Source organism: Streptomyces sp. NPDC048269, from assembly GCF_040652395.1.
In the GTDB taxonomy this organism is placed as follows: Bacteria; Actinomycetota; Actinomycetes; order Streptomycetales; family Streptomycetaceae; genus Streptomyces.
The window spans coordinates 337,445-356,870 of sequence record NZ_JBEZLW010000002.1 but is presented as its reverse complement, the minus strand read 5'-3'; the positions used below and the strand labels follow the sequence as shown (position 1 = coordinate 356,870).

Genomic DNA, 19,426 nt, shown 5'->3' with positions numbered 1-19,426 from the left:
CACGAGATCAAGGTGATGGTCGTCGACGACCATCCGATGTGGCGGGACGCGGTCGCCCGTGACCTGGCCGCCGCCGGCTTCGACGTGGTGGCCACCGCCGGCGACGGCCCGGAAGCCGTCCGCCGGGCCCGCGCCGTCACGCCCCACGTCCTGGTCCTCGACCTCAACCTGCCCGGCATGCCGGGGGTGCAGGTCTGCAAGGAACTCGTCGGCGCCCACCCGGCGTTGCGGGTCCTGGTCCTGTCGGCGAGCGGTGAGCACGCCGACGTCCTGGAGGCCGTGAAGTCGGGGGCGACCGGCTACCTGCTGAAGTCCGCGGGCGCCCAGGAGCTGATCGACGCGGTGGCCCGCACGGCAGCCGGCGACCCGGTGTTCACCCCGGGCCTGGCCGGGCTGGTGCTCGGCGAGTACCGCCGGCTGGCCACCGACCCGGCGCCGGCCGCCTCCGACGAGCCGAAGGCGCCGCAGCTGACCGACCGGGAGACCGAGGTGCTGCGGCTGGTGGCCAAGGGACTCTCGTACAAGCAGATCGCGGAGCGGCTGGTCATCTCCCACCGCACGGTGCAGAACCACGTGCAGAACACCTTGGGCAAACTCCAGTTGCACAACCGGGTGGAGCTCGTCCGGTACGCCATAGAGCGGGGCCTCGACGACGCGTAGACAGCCGGTCCCGGCGCCGTCGATCGTACTTACGTCCTCGTACGAGTGAACGGGCGTACGCAACGCCTCGCGATTCCACCGGAATTGACCCCTCCAGGGCCCTTGCTGTGACCTGGGTCACCACTAGCGTGGCCGTCATGGCGAAGGGAGATTCCATGAAGGTCGGAGTGCTGACCGGCGGCGGCGACTGCCCCGGGCTGAACGCGGTGATCAGGGCCGTCGTCCGCAAGGGCGAGCAGGAGTACGGATACGGGTTCATCGGATTCAAGGACGGCTGGCGGGGCGCCGTCCAGGGAGCCACGGTTCCGCTCGGCATCCCCGCCGTCCGCGGGATCCTGCCCCGCGGCGGCACCATCCTCGGCTCCTCGCGCACCAACCCGTTCAAGACGGAGAACGGCGTGCGCGACATCAAGGACAACCTCGCCAAGTACGAGGTGGACGCGCTCATCGCGATCGGCGGCGAGGACACCCTCGGGGTGGCGGCCAAGCTGTACGCGGAGTACGGCATCCCCTGCGTCGGCGTGCCGAAGACCATCGACAACGACCTGTCCGCGACCGACTACACCTTCGGCTTCGACACCGCCGTCGGCATCGCGACCGAGGCCATCGACCGGCTCCACACCACGGCCGAGTCGCACATGCGGGTCCTGGTCGTCGAGGTCATGGGCCGGCACGCCGGCTGGATCGCCCTGCACTCGGGGCTCGCGGGCGGCGCCAACGTCATCCTCATCCCGGAGCAGCGCTTCGACGTGGACCAGGTCTGCGCCTGGGTGACCTCCCGGTTCAAGGCGAGCTACGCGCCGATCGTGGTGGTGGCGGAGGGGGCCATGCCCAAGGACGGGGACATGGTGCTCAAGGACGCCACCAAGGACTCCTTCGGCCATGTCCGGCTGTCGGGCGTGGGCGAGTGGCTGGCGAAGGAGATCGAGGCGCGGACCGGGAAGGAGGCCCGTACGACGGTGCTCGGGCACATCCAGCGGGGCGGCACGCCGAGCGCCTTCGACCGGTGGCTGGCGACCCGGTTCGGGCTGCACGCGATCGACGCGGTGCGAGACGGGGACTTCGGCAAGATGGTCGCGCTCAAGGGGACGGACATCGTCCGGGTACCGATCGCCGAGGCCACGGTGAAGCTGAAGACGGTGGACCCGGCGCTCTACGAGGAGGTAGGGGTCTTCTTCGGCTGAGCGGCGGCCCAGGCCCCAAGACCCCGAGGCGCCCGGACCCCCAGGCCCCGCGCCTCAAAGACCCCGGACCCGCGCCTCGAAGGACGTGGCGGGGCTGGATCGCCCGGAGGGCAATTCCAGCCCCGCCGGCGTTCGAGGCGCGGGGGCGGAGCGCCGTACGGGGTCCGGGGCGGAGCCCCGGGAGCGGAGGGCGGGGAGGATCCGCGCAGCGGGAGCGGCGGCTACGCCGGGGCGGCGGTCGTGACGCCCGTCAGGAGGTCGCGCAGGAGCTCGGCGCCGCGGAGGGTGAGGACCGACTCGGGGTGGAACTGGACCCCCGCGAACCCGCCCGACGCGGAACGCACGGCGTGGACCTCGCCCGTCCCCGGGTCCCGGGACACCTCGACCCCCCGCGAGGCCAGCTCCGCCACCCGCTCGTCGGAGCAGTGCGCGGTGTACGTGTTGTAGAAGCCGACGACCTCCTCCGCCCCGAACAGGTCGATCCGCGTCTGCGCCCCCTGCGCCGGCTCCGCCTTGCGGATCAGCGCAAGCCCCAGCTCGGCCGCCAGCAGTTCGTGCCCCAGGCAGACCCCGACCAGCCCGTGCCGGTGTCCGGCCAGAAGATCCGCGGCCAGCCCGCGCAGCATCCGCATCTTGGGGTCCGAGGACTCCGCCGGGTTCCCCGGCCCGGGTCCCAGCACGACCGGCCCTTCCCAGGCCAGGGCCGCCGCCCGCAGCCCCGGGTCGTCGTAGCGGCGCACGGTCACCTCCAGCCCGGCCACCCGCAGCAGGTGGGCCAGCATCGCCGTGAAGGTGTCCTCGCCGTCCACCACCAGCGCGTGCCCGGTCAGGGAGGAGGGCTGCTCCTGCATCCGCAGCCAGAAGGGGGCCAGGTCCGCCCGCCGGGCCGCCAGGGCCGCCTGCACCCGGGGGTCGTCCGTCAGCCGCACCCCCTCGAAGGCGGGCAGCGGCGCCGCCGCCCGGACCCCGAGCGCCGCCAGTACCCCAGCCGCCTTCGCGTGGGTCTCCGCCACCTCGCCCGCGGGATCGGAGTGCCGGACCAGGGTGGCGCCGACCGGCACCCGCAGCACGCCGTCCGCCGAGATGTCGGCGGTGCGGATCAGGATGGGGGAGTCCAGGGTCTGCGCCCCGGAGCCGTCCCTGCCCAGCAGGGCAAGCGCGCCCGCGTAGTAGCCGCGGCCCCCGCTCTCGTACCGCTCGATCACCCGGCAGGCGTTCTGCACCGGGGAGCCGGTGACCGTCGCCGCGAACATCGTCTCCCGCAGTACCTCCCGCACGTCCAGCGAGGAGCGGCCGCGCAGCTCGTACTCGGTGTGCGCGAGGTGGGACATCTCCTTCAGCCGGGGTCCGACCACGACCCCGCCCATGTCGCCGACGGTGCACATCATCTTGAGCTCCTCGTCGACCACCATCGACAGCTCCTCGGTCTCCTTGCGGTCACCGAGGAAGGCCAGGAGCGACTCCGCCGTCGGCCCCCCGGCCGGATAGCGGTAGGTCCCGCTGATCGGGTTCATCACGACCGTGCCGCCGGACATCCGTACGTGGACCTCGGGGCTGGCCCCGACCAGCGCGCGTTCCCCGGTGTGGACCACGTACGTCCAGTACGCGCCCCGCTCGCCCAGCAGCAGCCGCCGGAACAGCGCGAGGGCGTCGGCCCGGCCGAAGCCGTCGATGCGGCCCTCGTAGGTGCGCCGGATGACGAAGTTCGCGCCCTCCCCGCGCCCGATCTCGTCCCGGATGACGCGCTCCACGGTGGCCGCGTACTCGGTGTCGGCGACGTCGAAGCCGCCGCCCTCGACCCGCACCCCGTGCGCGGGAAGCGCCGCGAGCGCCTCGGCGAGCGGGATCTCGTACGCCTCCTCGGAGACGAGCACGCTCAGCGGGGTGCCGTCGTCGCGTACGTCGAACCCGCGCTCCCGGATCTGCCGGAAGGGGACGAGCGCCAGGGTCGGCAGCTGCCCGACGGGCAGGTCGGCCAGGTGCTCGGCCTCGTGGACCGCGCCGATCAGCACCTCGACGGTGTCGTGGTCGCGGCCGGGGGTCCGCCGGCGCAGCAGGGCGAACGGCGGGCAGGAGTCTTCGGTCAGTCGGCTGAGGTTCATTTGCAGGGGCGTCCTTCCGGTGGAAGGGGCGGCCCGCGCCGGACGGTGTCGTGCACCGCATGCGGAAGGCCGCCCCTCGGGGCGGCCTTCGCGTCGGTCGTGTCTTTTCAGGTACGCGCGAGGAGTGGGCCGCCGGGAGCGGGCCACCACCAGTTCTGGTTCGACTGCGACGCGTACATGGGGGCGACCCTAGCCCACCCTCTCGGCGGACGCGAAGGATCCGCCTTCCGGGCATGTCCGGAATTGGCGATTCCAGCCGCTGGCGGCCGGTACGAGAGATATCTGTCTCACGTTGTGGGCGTCTGGCTGGACGAGGCGCGTGACGCCGTAATGTGTACGAGGTGACCGTGAACGCTGAAACCCAAGCCCCCGCCGTCAAGGCGACCTGGCGAGACCTTCCCGCGGCGCAGCAGCCTTCGTACCCCGATGCCGAGGCTCTGCGCGCTGTCGTCGCGGACCTCGAGTCGTATCCTCCGCTCGTCTTCGCGGGCGAGTGCGACCAGCTGCGCGCCCGCCTGGGAGCCGTCGCCAAGGGCGAGGCGTTCCTGCTGCAGGGCGGCGACTGTGCCGAGGCCTTCGACGCCGTGTCCGCCGACCACATCCGCGCCAAGCTGAAGACGCTGCTCCAGATGAGTGCCGTCCTGACGTACGCGGCCTCCGTGCCGGTCGTCAAGGTCGGCCGTATCGCGGGCCAGTACTCCAAGCCGCGCTCCAAGGACACCGAGACCCGCGACGGCATCACCCTGCCGACCTACCGCGGCGACTCCGTCAACGGCTTCGCCTTCACCGAAGAGGCCCGGATCCCGGACCCCGAGCGGCTGAAGCGCATGTACCACGCGTCGGCCTCGACGCTGAACCTGGTGCGCGCCTTCACCACCGGTGGTTACGCCGACCTGCGCCAGGTGCACGCCTGGAACCAGGACTTCGTGAAGTCCTCCCCGTCCGGGCAGCGCTACGAGCAGCTCGCGCGGGAGATCGACAACGCGCTGAACTTCATGAAGGCCTGTGGCACCGACCCGGCCGAGTTCAAGGCCGTCGAGTTCTACGCCTCCCACGAGGCGCTGCTGCTCGACTACGAGGGCGCGCTGACCCGCACCGACTCGCGGACCGGCAAGCTGTACGACACCTCGGGCCACATGGTCTGGATCGGCGAGCGCACCCGCCAGCTGGACCACGCGCACATCGAGTTCTGCTCGCAGATCGCCAACCCGCTCGGCATCAAGCTCGGCCCCACCACCACGGTGGACGAGGCGCTGACGTACGTCGACCGCCTCGACCCCGAGCGCGAGCCGGGCCGGCTGACCTTCGTCGTCCGCATGGGCGCCGACAAGGTCCGCGACAAGCTCCCCGAGCTCGTCGAGAAGGTCACCGCCTCCGGCGCGACCGTCGCCTGGGTCACCGACCCGATGCACGGCAACACCTTCGAGGCGGCCTCCGGCCACAAGACGCGCCGCTTCGACGACGTGCTCGACGAGGTCAAGGGCTTCTTCGAGGTCCACAAGGGCCTCGGCACCCACCCGGGCGGCATCCACGTCGAGCTCACCGGTGACGACGTCACCGAGTGCGTGGGCGGCGGCGACGAGATCTTCGTCGACGACCTGCACCAGCGCTACGAGACGGCCTGCGACCCGCGGCTCAACCGCAGCCAGTCCCTGGACCTGGCCTTCCTGGTCGCCGAGATGTACCGCGATCAGTAAGTAGCGAGATGTACCGCGATCAGTAAGTAGGAACGTATGACAGTGGGGCGCGGATCCATGTGATCCGCGCCCCACTGTCGTATCCGGGTCTTTTAGGTCACCCTAACTTTGGGTACGGTTAGGTAAGCCTCACCGCACAGGGGATGGCTGCAGAACCATTCCGCTCAGGGAGGTGAACCGCGTGTACGTCTGCTCTTGCTTCGGCATCACGGACCAGCAGGTCAAGGAACACGCGGCCGCCGGGGCCTGCACCCCCCGCCAGATCGCCTCGGCCACCAAGGCCGGCACCGAGTGCGGTTCCTGTGTGCGCGCCATCCAGGGCCTGCTCGGCCGCGGGGCCTGCCCGCGCCGGGAACTGCTGGAGAAGGGCAGTGCGGCGGCCGTGCTCGCCGCCGACCCGCAGCTCGTCCCCGAGCCCGCGCTGGCCGAAGCGGCCTAGCCCTCCGGCTGCTCGATCAGCTGCGCGATGTAGAGCGGCTCCCCGATGCTCTCGATCAGCTCCAGCTGGGTGTCGAGGTAGTCGATGTGGTGCTCCTCGTCCTCCAGGATCTCCTCGAAGAGCCGGGCCGAGGTGATGTCGCCCTTGCCGCGCATGACCTCGATGCCGCGCTTGAGCCGGTCGATCGCCTCGACCTCGACCTGCCGGTCCGCCTGGAACATCTCCGTGATCGTCTGGCCGACGCGCACGTGGAAGAGGCGCTGGTAGTTCGGCAGACCGTCGAGCATCAGGATGCGCTCAGTGATCTTGTCCGCGTGCTTCATCTCGTCGATGGACTCTTCACGCGTGTACTTGGCGAGCTTGGTCCAGCCCTTGTTGTCCTGGATGCGGTAATGCAGCCAGTACTGGTTGATGGCCGTCAGCTCACCGGTCAGCTGCTCGTTCAGAAACTCAAGGACCTCGGGGTCGCCCTGCATCGCAGAGGCTCCTTCCAGGCAATGTCAGCTACGTGACGGGGTAGGTGGGCGCATCCTTGCACCGCCGTCGGGGGCAGTCCAGTAAGTGCCTCCTTAGTGGGAGTTACAGTGACTTGCCCGAATCGGCTCGGAGCTGGTCATGACCACCCCGCGACGTCTGTCACCATGGAGTCATGGGTCAGCCGGAAAGCCGGGAATCTCCGGGAGCAGAGCAGCTGGAGCTTCCACCGGGGCAGCGGTTGCAGCGGGGCTGGCCGGTCACCCACTACGGTCCCGTGCCCAAGTTCAAGCCGGACCGCTGGGAGTTCCGCGTCTTCGGCGCGACGGCCGACGGTGAGAAGCACTGCTGGAACCACGAGGAGTTCGCGGCCCTGCCGTTCGAGTCGGTCGTGGCGGACCTGCACTGCGTCACGAAATTCAGCATGACGGGCGCCGAATGGGGCGGTGTGCTCGCCCGTACGATCCTCGCCCTGGCGCCGCCGTCGCCGCAGGTCACGCATGTGATGGTGTGGGCCGAGTACGGCTTCAGCTCCAACATGCGACTGGCCGACTTCGCCTCCGAGCGGACCGTCTTCGCCACCCACCAGGGCGGTGAACTGCTCACCGCCGAGCACGGTTTCCCGCTGCGCCTCGTGGTCCCGCACCTCTACGCCTGGAAGGGCCCCAAGTGGGTCCGTGGCGTCGAGTACATGACAGCCGACCGCCGGGGCTTCTGGGAGGAACGGGGCTACCACAACATCGGCGACCCCTGGCGCGAGCAGCGCTTCTCGTACCAGGAGGAGCCGGGGGAAGGCCCCGAGCTCTAGAGCCGGACAGGGTGCCTCAGTGGTATTGGTGGACGACCGCGTGACCCTTGCCGCGGCCGATCATCCACTTGTTGACCGGGGTCGTGACCACGAAGGCGGCCGCCAGCGAGATCGCCAGGACGATCCAGAACAGCGGCTCCGACAGGTGGGCGTCCATCGCGCCCGGCCAGAAGGCGATCACGCCGTTGTCGATCAGTTCCATGACGGCGATCGACAGGGTGTCCGCGGCGAGCGCCACCCGGATGGCGGCACGCAGGCCGACGCCGGCCGCGAGGATCCCGCGCAGGGTGAGCGCGTAGCCGAAGAAGAAGGCCAGGACGATCGCCGTGATCATCGTTGCGATGTTCCCCCAGCCCAGCGCGGTGCCGATGACCATGCCGAGCACCTCGCCGATGGCGCAGCCGGTGAGGCAGTGGAGGGTGGCCTTGGCGGCCATGGCCCAGCTGACGTTCCCGTGCTGATGCCCGTGGTGGTCGTGCTGCCCGTGCTGCCCGTGGTGCTCGCCATGCTCGTCGTGCGGGTGTTCGTGGTGTGCGCGTGCGTGCCCCATGACGACCCCCTGAGTGGGAAATGCCGAGTAGCGGTTCCGTCGACATGACAGAACCGTATACCCCCGGGGGGTATTCCCTCAAGGACGCAGCCGCTTCAGCAGCGCCACGTCCGCCGCATGTCCTTCCTTGCCGCCGGGCGTCTCGATGATCAGCGGTACGTCCGCCATCGCCGGATGCGTGAACAGCTCGGTGAAGGCCTCCTGGCCGATGTGGCCCTGACCGATGTTGGCGTGCCGGTCCTTGTGGGCGCCGACGCCCTCCTTGGAGTCGTTCGCGTGGACCAGCTTCAGCCGGCCCTCGCCCACCGTGTCCACCAGCAGGTCCAGCGTCAGCTTCGTCCCGCCCGGCTCCGCCAGATCGTGCCCGGCCGCGAAGATGTGGCAGGTGTCCAGGCAGATCCCCAGCTTCGGGTGGTGGTCGAGCGCGTCGAAGTACGGCCCGAAGTCCTCTGCCCGAGAGCACAGCGAGGAGCCCTGGCCGGCAGTGGACTCCAGCAGCAGGAGGGGGTCGTCGTCGTGCGTCAGCTCTTCCAGCAGCGGCAGCATGTACTGCCTGACCTGAGCGTACGCGTCCTCGCGCGGGCGGCCTCCGGTGGCCGAGCCGGTGTGCACGACCACCCCGAGCGCGCCGATCTCCCGGCCCCGGCGCAGTGAGTGGCGCAGGGACTCCACCGACTTCTCGACGGTCCCCTCGGTGTGCGAGCCGAAGTTGATCAGGTACGGGGCATGTACGTAGGCCGGCAGGGACGCGGCCGCGCACTCGGCGCGGAAGAGCTCGTCCTGCGCCGGATTGCCCACCGGGGTGGCCCAACCACGCGGATTGGCCACGAAGACCTGGACCGCCTCCGCGCCCATCTCACGGGCGTACGTCAGCCCGACCGAGGCGAGCCCGCCCGCGACGGGGACGTGCCCGCCCACGGGATTGCGCACGGCCCGCGCCGAGCGCTCCCGCTCAGCGTGCTCCACGTACTCCACGTGCTCCACGTACCCCTACAGTCCCTTGGTCCGGATGATGATCGTGCTGCCCTCGGGGGCGTTCTGCCCGCCGGGCACCGACTGGGACTCCACGGTCTTGCTGAAGGAGAGGAACGGCCGCTCCGCCTTCACCTTGAAGCCCGCGACCTCCAGCGCCTTGCGCGCCGCGTCCACCTCCTGACCGGTCACGTCCGGGACCGGGAGCTGGCGGGGGCCCTTGGAGAGGGTCAGCGTGACGGTGTCGCCCGCCGCGGCCTGCGTTCCGGCGCCGACCGACTGGTTCGCGACCGTACCCGCCGGCGAGGGCGCGTTGACCTGCTCGGGGGCGGTCGCCACCTTGAGGCCGAGGCCCTCCAGGGTGGCGCGTGCCTGCTCGAACGGAATCCCGGCCACGCTGGGTACGGGGACCGGGCGGCCCTTGCTGACGACCAGGGCGACCGCCGTGTCGGGGGCCCGCTTCTCGCCGCCCACCGGGTCGGAGCCGATCACCGAGCCCTGGGCGACGTCCTGGCTGAAGGCCTGCGTGACCTTGCCGGGGGCCAGCCCGGCCTTCGTCAGTTCGGCCCTGGCCTCTTCCAGGGGCCGGCCCTTCAGGTTGGGCACGGCCACGACCTCGGGGCCGCGGGAGATGGTGAGCGTCACCGCGCCGTTGCCGCGGATCCGGCGGCCGCCGGGGGGATCGGTGTTCATCACCGTCCCGCGGTCGAAGGCGTCACTGAACTTCCGGTCGACCCGCTTCACGCCGAGTCCGGCCGCGGACAGCTGGGACTTGGCCTGTTCCTCGGTCTTGCCGAGGAGGTTGGGGACCTTGGTGAACTGGCCGGAGTTGATGTACCAGACACCCGTGCCGAGGCCGAGGGCCAGCAGGACGCCGGCGACGACGAGGAGCGTGCCGCGGCGCGGCCGGCGGGCCGGGGCCGCGTCCGGGTCCGCCGGGACGGGCGGCGGCGGGGGCGGCATCTCCAGCCGGGAGGTGTGGTGCACGGGCTGGTGCGCGGCCACGGGGCGCGGGATCACACCGGTGCGGTCCTCGGCGGACGACCGCTCCCCGGCGCGGGCCTGCGGCGGCACGGCGTCCAGCTCGGCGTCGCTGAGCTGGAGCCGGGCCTCGCGGGCCAGGCCGAGCAGGGCGGCGGCGTCGGAGGGCCGCAGCTCCGGATTGCGCGCGGTGGCGTGCGCGACGAGTTCGTCGAGACCGACGGGCAGCCCGGGGACGGCGGCCGACGGCGGCGGCACGTCCTCGTGGAGGTGCTGGAAGAGCACCTGGGCGGGGGAGCCGCCGGTGTGGGGCTTGGCCCCGGTGAGCATTTCGTAGAACACGACACCGCAGGCGTAGACGTCCACACGGGTGTCGGTGACGCCGTTCTCGATCTGCTCGGGGGCCAGGTACGAGACGGTGCCGAGGACGGAGCCGGTGGTGTTCGTGACCGAGTCCACCGACCGGACCAGCCCGAAGTCGGCCACCTTCACCCGGCCGTCGTCGCCGATCAGGACGTTCTCGGGCTTCATGTCACGGTGCACGAAGCCCGCCCGGTGGGCGGCGCCGAGGGCGGCGAGCACGGGCTCCAGGATGTCGAGGGCGGCCCGGGGCTGGAGCGCGCCGCGCTCGCGGAGCACGTCGCGCAGGGTGCAGCCGGAGACGTACTCCATGGCCAGGTAGACGTAGGGCCCGTCGGTGCCCTGATCGAAGACGGCGACGACATTGGGGTGGGCGAGCCGGGCCACGGACTTCGCCTCCCGGATGAACCGGTCGACGAAGGCGGCGTCCGCGGCGAGGGCCGGGTGCATGACCTTCAGGGCCAGGACACGGTCCAGGCGGGTGTCGACGGCCCGGTAGACCGTGGCCATGCCGCCGGCCGCGATGCGGGCGTCGATGCGGTAGCGGCCGTCGAGCACGCGCCCGACGAGGGGGTCATCCAGGGTCGTATCCACCCGGCGATTCTACGAGGGGTGCGTGCGGGCCGGACCCGCCGCCCGGTGCCTTGCAGCGCACCTGTGACGTGACCGTCGGCTCAAGGACCGGGGCTCCGCCCCGCGCCCCACGCCTCCAACGCCGGCGGGGCTGCCTTGTGCCCGCACGGGCCGACTTGTGCCCGCACCGGCTGGGTTGTGCCCGAACAGGTTGACTTGCGCCTGAACCGGCTGGGTTGTCCCCGTACGGGGCGGGTTGTGCTCGGCGGGGCCGGACTGGCCGTAGGGCGATTTCAGCCCCGCCGGCGTGTGAGGCGCGGGCGCGGAGCGCTGTCGGGGGGTGGGGCGGAGCCCCGGCGCAGGTCAGAACGCCGGGCGTTCCGGGTCGAGGGCGGCGCGGCCCTCCGCAGGAGACGAGGCCTCGGCGAACCGGCGTTGCGGGATGCGCCCCGCGCGATGGGCGAGACGGCCCGCCGACACCGCGTCCCGCATGGCCGCAGCCATCAGCACCGGATCCTGCGCCCGCGTCACGGCCGACGCCAGCATCACCGCCGCGCAGCCGAGTTCCATCGCCAGCGCCACGTCCGAGGCCGTGCCGGCCCCCGCGTCCAGGATGACGGGGACGGACGCCCGTTCCGTGATCAGCTCGAAGTTGTGCGGATTGCGGATGCCCATCCCCGACCCGATGGGGGACCCGAGCGGCATGATCGCCGCGCAGCCCACGTCCTCCAGCTTCCGCGCGAGCACCGGATCGTCGTTCGTGTACGGGAGGACCGTGAAGCCCTCGTCCACCAGGACCTCGGCGGCGTCCAGCAGCTCGACGCCGTCGGGCAGGAGGGTCCGCTCGTCCGCGACCACCTCCAGCTTGATCCAGTCGGTGCCCAGCGCCTCCCGCGCGAGCCGCGCCGTGAGCACGGCCTCGCCCGCCGTGAAACAGCCCGCCGTGTTCGGCAGGACCGCGATGTCCAGCTTCGACAGGACGGAGAGGACGGATCCCTGGACCGTCGGGTCCAGCCGTCGCATGGCCACCGTGGTGAGTTCGGTGCCGGACGCGACCAGGGCGCGTTCGAGGACGTCAAGGCTCGGGGCGCCGCCCGTACCCATGATCAGGCGGGAGGAGAAGGTCCGGCCGCCGAGGACGAAGAGGTCGTCTGCCATGGCCGTCAGCCTCCCTGGACCGCGGTGAGGATCTCGACCCGGTCCCCCTCGCCCACCGGCGTGAGCGGCCACCGCCCGCGCGGGACCACGGTCTCGTTGAGCGCGGCCGCGACGCCGGAGGGCGCCGCGGTCAGGGTGGCGACCACCGCGTCGAGCGTGGTGCCGGCCGCGACCTCGCGCGGCTCGCCGTTGACGGACACGGAGACGGAGACGGGGAGGGTCATGCGTACGACTCCTGTCGTGCGGCGGAGAAACGGCGGGGGGTGAAGGGGCGTGCGATCGGCGGCAGTTCGCCGGTGGTCAGCAGCTCCGCCAGTACGTCGCCGGTGAGCGGGGTCAGCAGCACCCCGTTGCGGTAGTGCCCGGTGGCCAGGTGCAGGCCGGGCAGGTCGGTCGGGCCGAGCAGCGGGGCGTTGTCGGGGGAGCCCGGCCGCAGTCCCGCGCGGGTCTCGGTGAGCGGGAGTTCGGTGATGCCGGGCACCAGCTCATGGGCGTCGCGCAGGAGCTCGTAGACCCCGCCCGCGGTGACCGTGGTGTCCCAGCCGAGCTCCTCGCTGGTGGCGCCCACGACGAGTTCACCGTTCTCGCGCGGGACCAGGTACACGTGGCTGCCGCGCACGACCGCCCGTACCGTCCGCGACAGGAACGGCGCGCGGGCGGAAGGCACCGAGAGCCTCAGCACCTGGCCCTTCACCGGCCGTACGGGGGCCACCACCTCCGGCGGTACGCCCGCCAGCCGGCCGCTGAGCGAGCCCGCCGCCAGCACCACCTGGTCCGCGCGCACCTCCGTACCGTCGCCGAGCAGGGCCCCGGCCGCCCGGTCGGCGGTGACCAGCAGCCGCTCCGCCGCCGCCCGGTGGACGGTCACGCCGGCCCCCTCGCAGGCGGCCAGCAGGGCGGCCGAGAGCCGCCGCGGGTCGACCTGGTGGTCGCCGTCCACCCGCAGGCCGCCCCGGACCCCCGGGGCCAGCATCGGCTCCAGCCGGCGGCACTCACGGCCGGTGAGCCACTCGGACTCCAGGCCGCAGCGGCGCTGCAGGGCGTGCAGCTCCCGCAGGTGGAGCCGGTCGTCGGCGTCGAGGGCGACGGCGAGGGTGCCGCAGGCCCGGTAGCCGATGTCCAGGCCGCCGCTCGCCTCGGCCAGCTCGGCGGCGAATTCCGGATAGCGCGCCGCGGAGGCGAGACCCAGGCCCAGCAGGGCCTCCTCGCCGTAGTGCAGCTCGGTCACGGGCGCGAGCATCCCGGCCGCGACCTGGGCGGCGCCGCCGCCGGGGGCCGGGTCGGCCAGTACGGTGCCGAGGCCCCGCCGGGCCGCCCGCCAGGCGGTGACGAGTCCGATGATCCCGCCCCCGATGACGAGGACGTCGGATCCCTTCAGAGAAGAATGCATGGGCGTCCAGCCCCTCCCTTCGCCGGCATGACCCGGATCAGGTTCGTACGGTCGGAGGCCGGCCAGCCTCCCTCTCAGCCCGGTGCGCCCGGACTCCCGCGATAGGTACGGTGGCCAGACTAACCCCGGTGCGGACAGTGGGTAAGGCGGCACCTATTCCTGGCGGCCCGTCAGGTGATTAGGGTGGCCGGGTGAGTGAGCAGACGGAGCAGAACCCGAGCGGCGTCGTGATCGTGGGCGCCGGAATGGCCGGCGTGCAGACCGCGGTAGCCCTGCGGGAGCAGGGCTTCACCGGCCCCGTGACCCTGCTGGGAGCCGAGCCCCACCAGCCCTACGACCGGCCACCGCTGTCTAAGGCGGTGCTGCTCGGCAAGGCCGAGGACTCCGCTTTCGACGTGGACTTCGAAGGACTCGGCATCGGGCTCAGGCTCGGCACGGAGGTCACCGGGCTGCGGGCCGCCGAGCGCGAGCTGGACACCGAGGCGGGACCGGTCCCTTACGAGGTCCTCGTACTGGCCACCGGCGCCGTGCCGCTGACCCTGCCCGGCACGGAGGGCGTCCCCGGCGTGCACCTGCTGCGGACGCTGGACGACGCGGCGCGGCTGCGCCCGGTCCTGGCGGAGGCGCCCCGGACGGTGGTCGTCGGCGCGGGCTGGATCGGCGCGGAATTCGCCACCGCGGCCCGGGAGGCGGGCTGCGAGGTGACCGTGGTCGAGGCGGCGGACCGGGTCCTGGCGGGGGCGCTGCCGGCGGAGGTCGCCGCCCCGATGGCGCGCTGGTACGAGGAGGCGGGCGCCGAGCTGATCACCGGCGCGAAGGTCGCCGGGACCGAGGAGGGCCGGGTGCTGCTCGCGGACGGGCGCGCCCTGCCGGCCGGCGCGGTGGTGGTGGGCATCGGAGCCCGCCCCGCCACCGGGTGGCTGGCCGGGACCGGCGTGGAACTGGGCCCGGACGGCTCGGTCACCGCCGACGCGTACCTGCGTACCTCCCTGCCCGGGGTGTACGCGGTCGGCGACTGCGCCTCCTTCCCGTCGGCCCGCTACGGGACGCGGCTGCTCGTGCACCACTGGGACAACGCGCTCCAGGGCCCCCGGGCGGTCGCGGCGAACATCCTGGCCGGGGAACCGGTCCAGGTCTACGACCCGGTGCCGTACTTCTGGTCGGAGCAGTTCGGGCGCTTCGTCCAGTACGCAGGCCACCACGCCGCGGCCGACACCCTGCTCCGGCGCGGCGACCCGGCCGGCCCCACCTGGTCGGTGTGCTGGCTGCGCGACGGCGTGCTGGTCGCGGTCCTGGCCGTGGGCCGCCCCCGCGACCTGGCGCAGGGCCGCAAGCTCATCGAGACGGGGGCCCGGGTGGACCCGGCCAAGGTCGCCGACCCGGCGGTTCCCCTGAAGTCGGCCCCCCTGTAGTCCGGGCCCGGCCACGGACGGGCGGCTCCGGTACCGGGCGCCGGTCCGAGATGGCAGGCTTGTACCCGTGACCGAGATTGACGCAAAGATCGATGCCCTTGTCCCCTCGTGGCTGTACCTCCCCGACATCGCGGAGATGCTGAACGTCGAGGTGACCCGGGTCCGCCAGATGGTCAAGGAAGGGCAGCTGATCGCCGTACGCCGGGGCGAGAACCGCTCCCTGCAAGTGCCGGCCCCCTTCATCGACGGCGACAAGGTCGTCAAGGGCCTGGTCGGCCTGCTGACCGTGCTGCGCGACGACCGCTTCACCGAGGAGGAGATCCTGGAGTGGCTCTTCACCGAGGACCCGACCCTGCCCGGCACCCCCGTGCAGGCGCTGAGCGAGAATCGCGGCACGGAGGTGAAGCGCCGCGCTCAGGCGCTCGCCCTCTGACCTGATCCGCATCCGCTCCACCGCGGTGTACGGGCCCGCAGGGCTCGTACACCGCTTCCGTCCCCGGGGGTACACCCATGCAGCTGTCCGACGCCCGGCTCTACCTCTGCACGGACGCCCGCAAGCGCCAGGGTGACCTCCCCGAGTTCCTGGACGCCGTGCTGGCCGGCGGCGTGGACATCGTCCAGCTCCGGGACAAGGGCATGGAGGCCGGGGAGGAGCTCGAACACCTCCAGGTCTTCGCCGAGGCCGCACGGCGCCACGGCAAGCTCCTCGCCGTGAACGACCGCGCCGACGTCGCGCACGCGATCGGCTCCGACGTCCTGCACCTCGGCCAGGGCGACATCCCCGTCCCCGCTGCCCGCGCCATCCTGGGCGACCAGGTGCTGTTCGGCCGCTCCTGCCACGCCGAGACCGAGGTCGACGCGGCCGTCGCCGAGCCCGGCGTGGACTACTTCTGCACCGGCCCCTGCTGGCCCACCCCCACCAAGCCCGGCCGTTTCGCCCCCGGCCTCGGGCTCGTCCGGTACGCGGCCTCCCTGGAGCAGGTCCGGCCCTGGTTCGCCATCGGCGGCATCGACAGCACGAATCTGGACGAGGTGCTGGACGCCGGAGCCACCCGCGTCGTGGTCGTCCGCGCCCTCACCGAGGCCACCGACCCGGGTGCGGCCGCGGCGGAGCTGGCCAAGCGCGTCCGGGCCCGGACGGCTGAGTCCCGGCCACCCGGAACACCCCAACAGCCGTAGCGCGCCCTTGCGGATTCGGAAATCGCCCGGGTGGTGCCGCGCGACCAGGTGTCCAAAAACGTGTCCAAAGGGCGGACAGTACTTCGGTGTCCGCCGGGCCGCGTCTAACCTGCCCGTATGGCCTCTGGTACCGCTTCCACCTGGTCGGATCGTGCGCACACGGTCCGCGACCTCCTCGTGTCCGGGCGCTCGTACTCGTTCGAGTTCTGGGCCCCGAAGACGGAGAAGGGCGAACGCAACCTCTGGAACGCCCTGCGCCGGGTCGAGGCGGTATCCCCCAGCTTCGTCTCCGTGACCTACGGAGCCGGCGGCTCCACCCGCGGCGGCACCGTCCGGGCCACCCAGCAGATCGCCGCGGACACCACGCTGACCCCCGTCGCACACCTCACCGCCGTGGACCATTCGGTCGCTGAGCTGCGCAATGTCATCGGGCAGTTCGCAGACGCCGGGATCCGGAACATGCTCGTCGTGCGCGGAGACCCGCCGGGCGACCCGATGGGCGAGTGGGTGGCACACCCCGAGGGCGTGCACTACGCGGCCGATCTGGTCCGGCTCGTCAAGGAGTCCGGCGACTTCTGCGTCGGCGTCGCGGCCTTCCCCGAGATGCACCCGCGTTCGATGGATTGGGACACGGACATCCAGCACTTCGTGGACAAGTGCCGCGCCGGAGCGGACTATGCGATCACACAGATGTTCTTCGATCCGGAGAATTATCTGCGGCTGCGCGACAGCGTCGAAAAGGCGGGCTGCGAGACTCCGATCATCCCCGAGGTCATGCCTGTTGTGGCGATCAAGCAGCTCGACCGGCTGCCCCAACTCAGCAACGCGGTCTTCCCCGCGGACGTGAAAGAGCGCATGCTCGCGGTCAAGGACGATCCGGCCGCTGTACGCTCCATTGGCATCGAGTTCGCCACGGAGTTCTGCGCGCGGCTGCTGTCCGAGGGTGTCCCAGGGCTGCACTTCATCACGCTGAACAATTCCACGGCGACTCTCGAGATCTACGAGAACCTGGGCCTGCACCAGCGGGCCTGACCGGCTGGCCCCCGTTTCCCACGCGGTCGGCTGTACCGAGAGGGGCCATGCATGGGTATGACGGTCCTCTACATCGCGTTCGGCTTCGTCGCGCTGTGGCTGCTTGCCGAGGTCTTGATGCAGTACAAGGCCCGGCTCCGCTGGCGCCTGCTCGCCTTCGCCGGCTTCCTCGGCGTGGTCGCCGGGGTGATATTGCCGTCGGTGCTGGTCATCGGCGCCGGCGCGGCCGCGTTCGCCCTGGGCCAGACCCTGGTGACGCTCTCCTTCCGCAAGGGCTTCGTGGCCGGCTGGGCGCTGCGCCGCGGTGGGGAACCCGTACGGCAGTCGCGGCGGCGCCGCTCCGGCGGCCCGCGCCCGCAACCGGCGCTCGAAGTCACCGCGCTGGAGTACGAGGACGCGGACGGGGCCGGGGAGCAGCGGCAGTTCCAGGCCGGAGCCGAGGCCGAGGCCGAAGAGGTCTACAACCCGCAGCCGATGCCCGAGGACACCGGTTCCTACGGGATACAGAGCTTCGCGCCCGCTCCCGACGCGGGCCAGACGGCGGCGTTCGGCTCTCCGTTCACCACGGCGGAGCAGGACGCCCACCAGTACGCGGCCTTCTACGACCAGCAGAACCAGGGCGGCGGGTACGACTACTCCGCCGGCTATCCGACGGGCGATCAGCAGCAGGTCTACGCCGCCTACTCGGACCCCTACATCGGCACCGGCGGCGGTGTCGGCCCGCCCGCGGCCTACGACTACTCGGCCTACACCCAGTACCCCGACTACGGGCAGCAGCAGTACGCCATGGACACGCCGCCCGGCGGGGTCTGGGTCCCGCAGCAGCGGTCCACCGACGCGGGCGGCCAGCCCTATCCGGCGGAGGAGCAGGCCGAGCAGCCACAGCAGTACCCGTACCCCCAGCAGGGCGAGTACGAGCAGTACCGCTACTGAGCGGGCCGGCGGGTCACTGGGAGCCGCGGAATCCCGCGCCCTCCACGATCAGCCCGGCCACCAGGGCCCCGGTCATCCCGGCGTGCGCCAGCCCGCCGCCGGGGTGCGCCCAGCCGCCCGCCAGGTACAGCCCCGGCAGGGCCGTGGTGTTGGCGGGGTACAGCAGCCGGCCCCCGGCCCCGGCGAGGGCGGGCGCGGGCACCGCGCCGCCCACCGCCCCCGTCGCCGCCTCCACGTCGGCCGCGGTACGCACCTCGTGCCACAGCAGCCGCTCCCGCAGCCCCGGTACGGCCTTCCCGGCGAGCTCCAGCAGTTCCTCCGGCCCCGCGCCCCCGGGCCCGCACACGGCGCTGACCGTGACCGCCTCGTGGTCCGCGTCGGGGCGCGTGGCGGGGTCGTCGGGGCGCAGGACGGTGACGTCCAGACCGGGGGAGTGCACCAGGGTGCGGTGGACGGCGTCGGAGGGGCGGGCACCGCGCAGCGCGAGGAAGAGCGTGAGGCGGCTGGACAGACCCTCCCCGCGGGCGGGGACCGCCTCCGGCGGCCAGGGCAGGGAGGCGGCCGGCAGCAGCCGCGGGTCGATCCCGCAGACGACGGAGTCGGCGGTCACCTCGCCGCCGTCGGCCAGCCGCAGACCGGCCGCCCGGCCCAGGGGCGCGAGGACCTCCCGGACCTCCGCCTCGAAGACGAACTCCACGTTCCGCTCCCGGCAGCGCTCGTGGACGGCGGTGGCCAGCGCCCGCATCCCGCCGCGGACGTACCAGCTGCCGAAGGTCTGCTCCATGTACGGCAGCACGGCGGCCGAGCCGGGCGCCCGGCCGGGATCGATCCCGTACGCGCGCACCAGGCCGGTCAGCAGCTCGCCGAGGCCGCCGCCCAGCTCCCGGTCGGCCACCTCGGCGAGGGTCGGCGGGCGGCGGCGCAGCAGGCCGCTCCGGCGCAGCGCGGGGTACGGGTCGTCGGACAGCGCCCGCCGGTCGGCGCGCAGCGGCTCTTCCAGCAGCGGGCGGCGGGTGGCGTCCCAGGCGTCCCGGGCGCGGCCGAGAACGGCGTTCCAGCGCTCGCCGGCGCCCGCGCCGAAGGCCTCGTCGAGAGCTGCGGCCACACCGCCGTGCGAGGCGCCGGGGAGGGTGACGTCGACGCCGTGGCGGGGGAGGACGTGCCGGACGGCCGGGTCGGCCTGGACCATGTCGACGCAGGTTTCCAGGGGCCGCTTGCCGGTCTTCACGAAGAGGTCGCGGTAGACGGCGGGCAGGTGCAGCAGGCCCGGCCCGGTGTCGTAGGCGAAGCCCTCGCGCTCGTACCGGCCGACCGCGCCGCCGTAGGTCTCCGCGCGCTCGTACACCGTCACCTGGTGCCCTGCCACGGCCAGCCGGGCCGCCGTCGCCATCGCGCCCATCCCGGCGCCGATCACCGCAATTCGTGCCATGCGGCTGAGCCTATCGAGGCCGTGGGCGGTGATCGGCGGGGTGGTCGGGCGGCTGGTCGGCTGGTTGGCCGGGGCGACTCGTCAGGGTTGGCC

19 protein-coding genes and 1 riboswitch are annotated in these 19,426 nt (G+C 72.3%); of the genes, 10 read left to right on the top strand and 9 right to left on the bottom strand.

Translation table 11 applies throughout. From position 1 onward, the window contains the following. Positions 1–15 precede the first annotated feature (15 nt). The gene (locus AB0D48_RS03775) at positions 16–660 is read left to right on the top strand and encodes a response regulator transcription factor (RefSeq protein WP_362390493.1); all 645 of its coding nucleotides are present in this window, start codon (positions 16–18) and stop codon (positions 658–660) included. Positions 661–815: 155 nt separating this feature from the next. Then, the gene (locus AB0D48_RS03770; protein WP_362390491.1) at positions 816–1,844 is read left to right on the top strand and encodes a 6-phosphofructokinase; all 1,029 of its coding nucleotides are present in this window, start codon (positions 816–818) and stop codon (positions 1,842–1,844) included. A 221-nt stretch (positions 1,845–2,065) separates the two neighbouring features. Here AB0D48_RS03770 and AB0D48_RS03765 read toward each other — a convergent pair whose 3' ends face one another. Next, complete coding sequence (locus AB0D48_RS03765; protein ID WP_362390372.1) at positions 2,066–3,946, bottom strand: chorismate-binding protein; 1,881 nt, start codon at positions 3,944–3,946, stop codon at positions 2,066–2,068. Between the two features lie 341 nt (positions 3,947–4,287). Here AB0D48_RS03765 and AB0D48_RS03760 point away from each other — a divergent pair, with 341 nt between their 5' ends. Together AB0D48_RS03760 and AB0D48_RS03755 are read left to right on the top strand one after the other, a co-directional pair. Then, positions 4,288–5,643: a class II 3-deoxy-7-phosphoheptulonate synthase gene (locus tag AB0D48_RS03760; protein ID WP_362390370.1), complete on the top strand. Its 1,356-nt coding sequence runs from the start codon at positions 4,288–4,290 to the stop codon at positions 5,641–5,643. 181 nt (positions 5,644–5,824) lie between these two features. Continuing rightward, positions 5,825–6,082, top strand: coding sequence for a (2Fe-2S)-binding protein (locus AB0D48_RS03755; protein ID WP_362390489.1), 258 nt, complete (start codon positions 5,825–5,827; stop codon positions 6,080–6,082). Here the strand turns inward: AB0D48_RS03755 and bfr are convergent. Next, a complete protein-coding gene (gene bfr / locus AB0D48_RS03750; RefSeq protein ID WP_362390368.1) occupies positions 6,079–6,558 on the bottom strand; it encodes a bacterioferritin in 480 nt (159 codons plus the stop codon). The two genes, AB0D48_RS03755 and bfr, sit on opposite strands and share 4 nt — an antisense overlap. A gap of 173 nt (positions 6,559–6,731) precedes the next feature. Between bfr and AB0D48_RS03745 the strand changes: the two genes are divergently transcribed. Continuing rightward, positions 6,732–7,364 carry a sulfite oxidase-like oxidoreductase gene (locus tag AB0D48_RS03745; protein WP_362390366.1) on the top strand — a complete coding sequence of 211 codons (633 nt, stop codon included), beginning with the start codon at positions 6,732–6,734 and terminating at the stop codon, positions 7,362–7,364. A 16-nt stretch (positions 7,365–7,380) separates the two neighbouring features. On the opposite strand, the gene AB0D48_RS03740 is transcribed toward AB0D48_RS03745, so the two are convergent. The 6 genes from AB0D48_RS03740 to thiO all read right to left on the bottom strand — a co-directional run bounded on the left by AB0D48_RS03740 (position 7,381) and on the right by thiO (position 13,348). Beyond that, positions 7,381–7,914, bottom strand: a complete 534-nt coding sequence (locus AB0D48_RS03740; protein ID WP_362390364.1) for a DUF4396 domain-containing protein — start codon at positions 7,912–7,914, stop codon at positions 7,381–7,383. Positions 7,915–7,992: 78 nt separating this feature from the next. Next, positions 7,993–8,844 carry a deoxyribonuclease IV gene (locus AB0D48_RS03735; RefSeq protein WP_362390487.1) on the bottom strand — a complete coding sequence of 284 codons (852 nt, stop codon included), beginning with the start codon at positions 8,842–8,844 and terminating at the stop codon, positions 7,993–7,995. A gap of 60 nt (positions 8,845–8,904) precedes the next feature. Continuing rightward, complete coding sequence (gene pknB, locus AB0D48_RS03730) at positions 8,905–10,821, bottom strand: Stk1 family PASTA domain-containing Ser/Thr kinase (protein ID WP_362390362.1); 1,917 nt, start codon at positions 10,819–10,821, stop codon at positions 8,905–8,907. 342 nt (positions 10,822–11,163) lie between these two features. Beyond that, positions 11,164–11,958 (bottom strand): thiazole synthase, encoded by a 795-nt coding sequence (locus tag AB0D48_RS03725; RefSeq protein ID WP_362390360.1) that lies wholly within the window; start codon positions 11,956–11,958, stop codon positions 11,164–11,166. A 5-nt stretch (positions 11,959–11,963) separates the two neighbouring features. Further along, complete coding sequence (gene thiS / locus AB0D48_RS03720) at positions 11,964–12,182, bottom strand: sulfur carrier protein ThiS (RefSeq protein ID WP_362390358.1); 219 nt, start codon at positions 12,180–12,182, stop codon at positions 11,964–11,966. After that, a complete protein-coding gene (gene thiO, locus AB0D48_RS03715; RefSeq protein WP_362390356.1) occupies positions 12,179–13,348 on the bottom strand; it encodes a glycine oxidase ThiO in 1,170 nt (389 codons plus the stop codon). Before thiO ends, thiS begins: the two co-directional genes overlap by 4 nt. Further along, a riboswitch (TPP riboswitch) is annotated at positions 13,346–13,458 on the bottom strand. It overlaps the preceding gene by 3 nt. A gap of 81 nt (positions 13,459–13,539) precedes the next feature. Between thiO and AB0D48_RS03710 the strand changes: the two genes are divergently transcribed. From AB0D48_RS03710 to AB0D48_RS03690, 5 genes are all read left to right on the top strand, one after another. After that, positions 13,540–14,760: an FAD-dependent oxidoreductase gene (locus AB0D48_RS03710; protein WP_362390354.1), complete on the top strand. Its 1,221-nt coding sequence runs from the start codon at positions 13,540–13,542 to the stop codon at positions 14,758–14,760. A 67-nt stretch (positions 14,761–14,827) separates the two neighbouring features. Then, a complete protein-coding gene (locus AB0D48_RS03705) occupies positions 14,828–15,193 on the top strand; it encodes an Rv2175c family DNA-binding protein (protein WP_362390352.1) in 366 nt (121 codons plus the stop codon). Positions 15,194–15,270: 77 nt separating this feature from the next. Continuing rightward, positions 15,271–15,939, top strand: coding sequence for a thiamine phosphate synthase (thiE, locus tag AB0D48_RS03700; RefSeq protein WP_362390350.1), 669 nt, complete (start codon positions 15,271–15,273; stop codon positions 15,937–15,939). 117 nt (positions 15,940–16,056) lie between these two features. Next, complete coding sequence (metF, locus tag AB0D48_RS03695; RefSeq protein WP_362390348.1) at positions 16,057–16,971, top strand: methylenetetrahydrofolate reductase [NAD(P)H]; 915 nt, start codon at positions 16,057–16,059, stop codon at positions 16,969–16,971. A gap of 51 nt (positions 16,972–17,022) precedes the next feature. After that, positions 17,023–17,904: a hypothetical protein gene (locus AB0D48_RS03690; protein ID WP_362390346.1), complete on the top strand. Its 882-nt coding sequence runs from the start codon at positions 17,023–17,025 to the stop codon at positions 17,902–17,904. Between the two features lie 13 nt (positions 17,905–17,917). Here AB0D48_RS03690 and AB0D48_RS03685 read toward each other — a convergent pair whose 3' ends face one another. Then, a complete protein-coding gene (locus AB0D48_RS03685; RefSeq protein ID WP_362390344.1) occupies positions 17,918–19,333 on the bottom strand; it encodes an NAD(P)/FAD-dependent oxidoreductase in 1,416 nt (471 codons plus the stop codon). Between the last annotated feature and the right edge of the window lie 93 nt (positions 19,334–19,426).

What these genes read in the sequence shown, in the direction of transcription:
- AB0D48_RS03775 (WP_362390493.1), top strand. Translation starts at nt 16, where the DNA reads ATGGTCGTCGACGACCATCCGATGTGGCGGGACGCGGTCGCCCGTGAC.
- AB0D48_RS03770 (WP_362390491.1), top strand. Translation starts at nt 816, where the DNA reads ATGAAGGTCGGAGTGCTGACCGGCGGCGGCGACTGCCCCGGGCTGAAC.
- AB0D48_RS03765 (WP_362390372.1), bottom strand. Translation starts at nt 3,946, where the DNA reads ATGAACCTCAGCCGACTGACCGAAGACTCCTGCCCGCCGTTCGCCCTG.
- bfr (WP_362390368.1), bottom strand. Translation starts at nt 6,558, where the DNA reads ATGCAGGGCGACCCCGAGGTCCTTGAGTTTCTGAACGAGCAGCTGACC.
- AB0D48_RS03745 (WP_362390366.1), top strand. Translation starts at nt 6,732, where the DNA reads ATGGGTCAGCCGGAAAGCCGGGAATCTCCGGGAGCAGAGCAGCTGGAG.
- AB0D48_RS03740 (WP_362390364.1), bottom strand. Translation starts at nt 7,914, where the DNA reads ATGGGGCACGCACGCGCACACCACGAACACCCGCACGACGAGCATGGC.
- AB0D48_RS03725 (WP_362390360.1), bottom strand. Translation starts at nt 11,958, where the DNA reads ATGGCAGACGACCTCTTCGTCCTCGGCGGCCGGACCTTCTCCTCCCGC.
- thiS (WP_362390358.1), bottom strand. Translation starts at nt 12,182, where the DNA reads ATGACCCTCCCCGTCTCCGTCTCCGTGTCCGTCAACGGCGAGCCGCGC.
- thiO (WP_362390356.1), bottom strand. Translation starts at nt 13,348, where the DNA reads ATGCATTCTTCTCTGAAGGGATCCGACGTCCTCGTCATCGGGGGCGGG.
- thiE (WP_362390350.1), top strand. Translation starts at nt 15,271, where the DNA reads ATGCAGCTGTCCGACGCCCGGCTCTACCTCTGCACGGACGCCCGCAAG.
- metF (WP_362390348.1), top strand. Translation starts at nt 16,057, where the DNA reads ATGGCCTCTGGTACCGCTTCCACCTGGTCGGATCGTGCGCACACGGTC.
- AB0D48_RS03690 (WP_362390346.1), top strand. Translation starts at nt 17,023, where the DNA reads ATGGGTATGACGGTCCTCTACATCGCGTTCGGCTTCGTCGCGCTGTGG.
- AB0D48_RS03685 (WP_362390344.1), bottom strand. Translation starts at nt 19,333, where the DNA reads ATGGCACGAATTGCGGTGATCGGCGCCGGGATGGGCGCGATGGCGACG.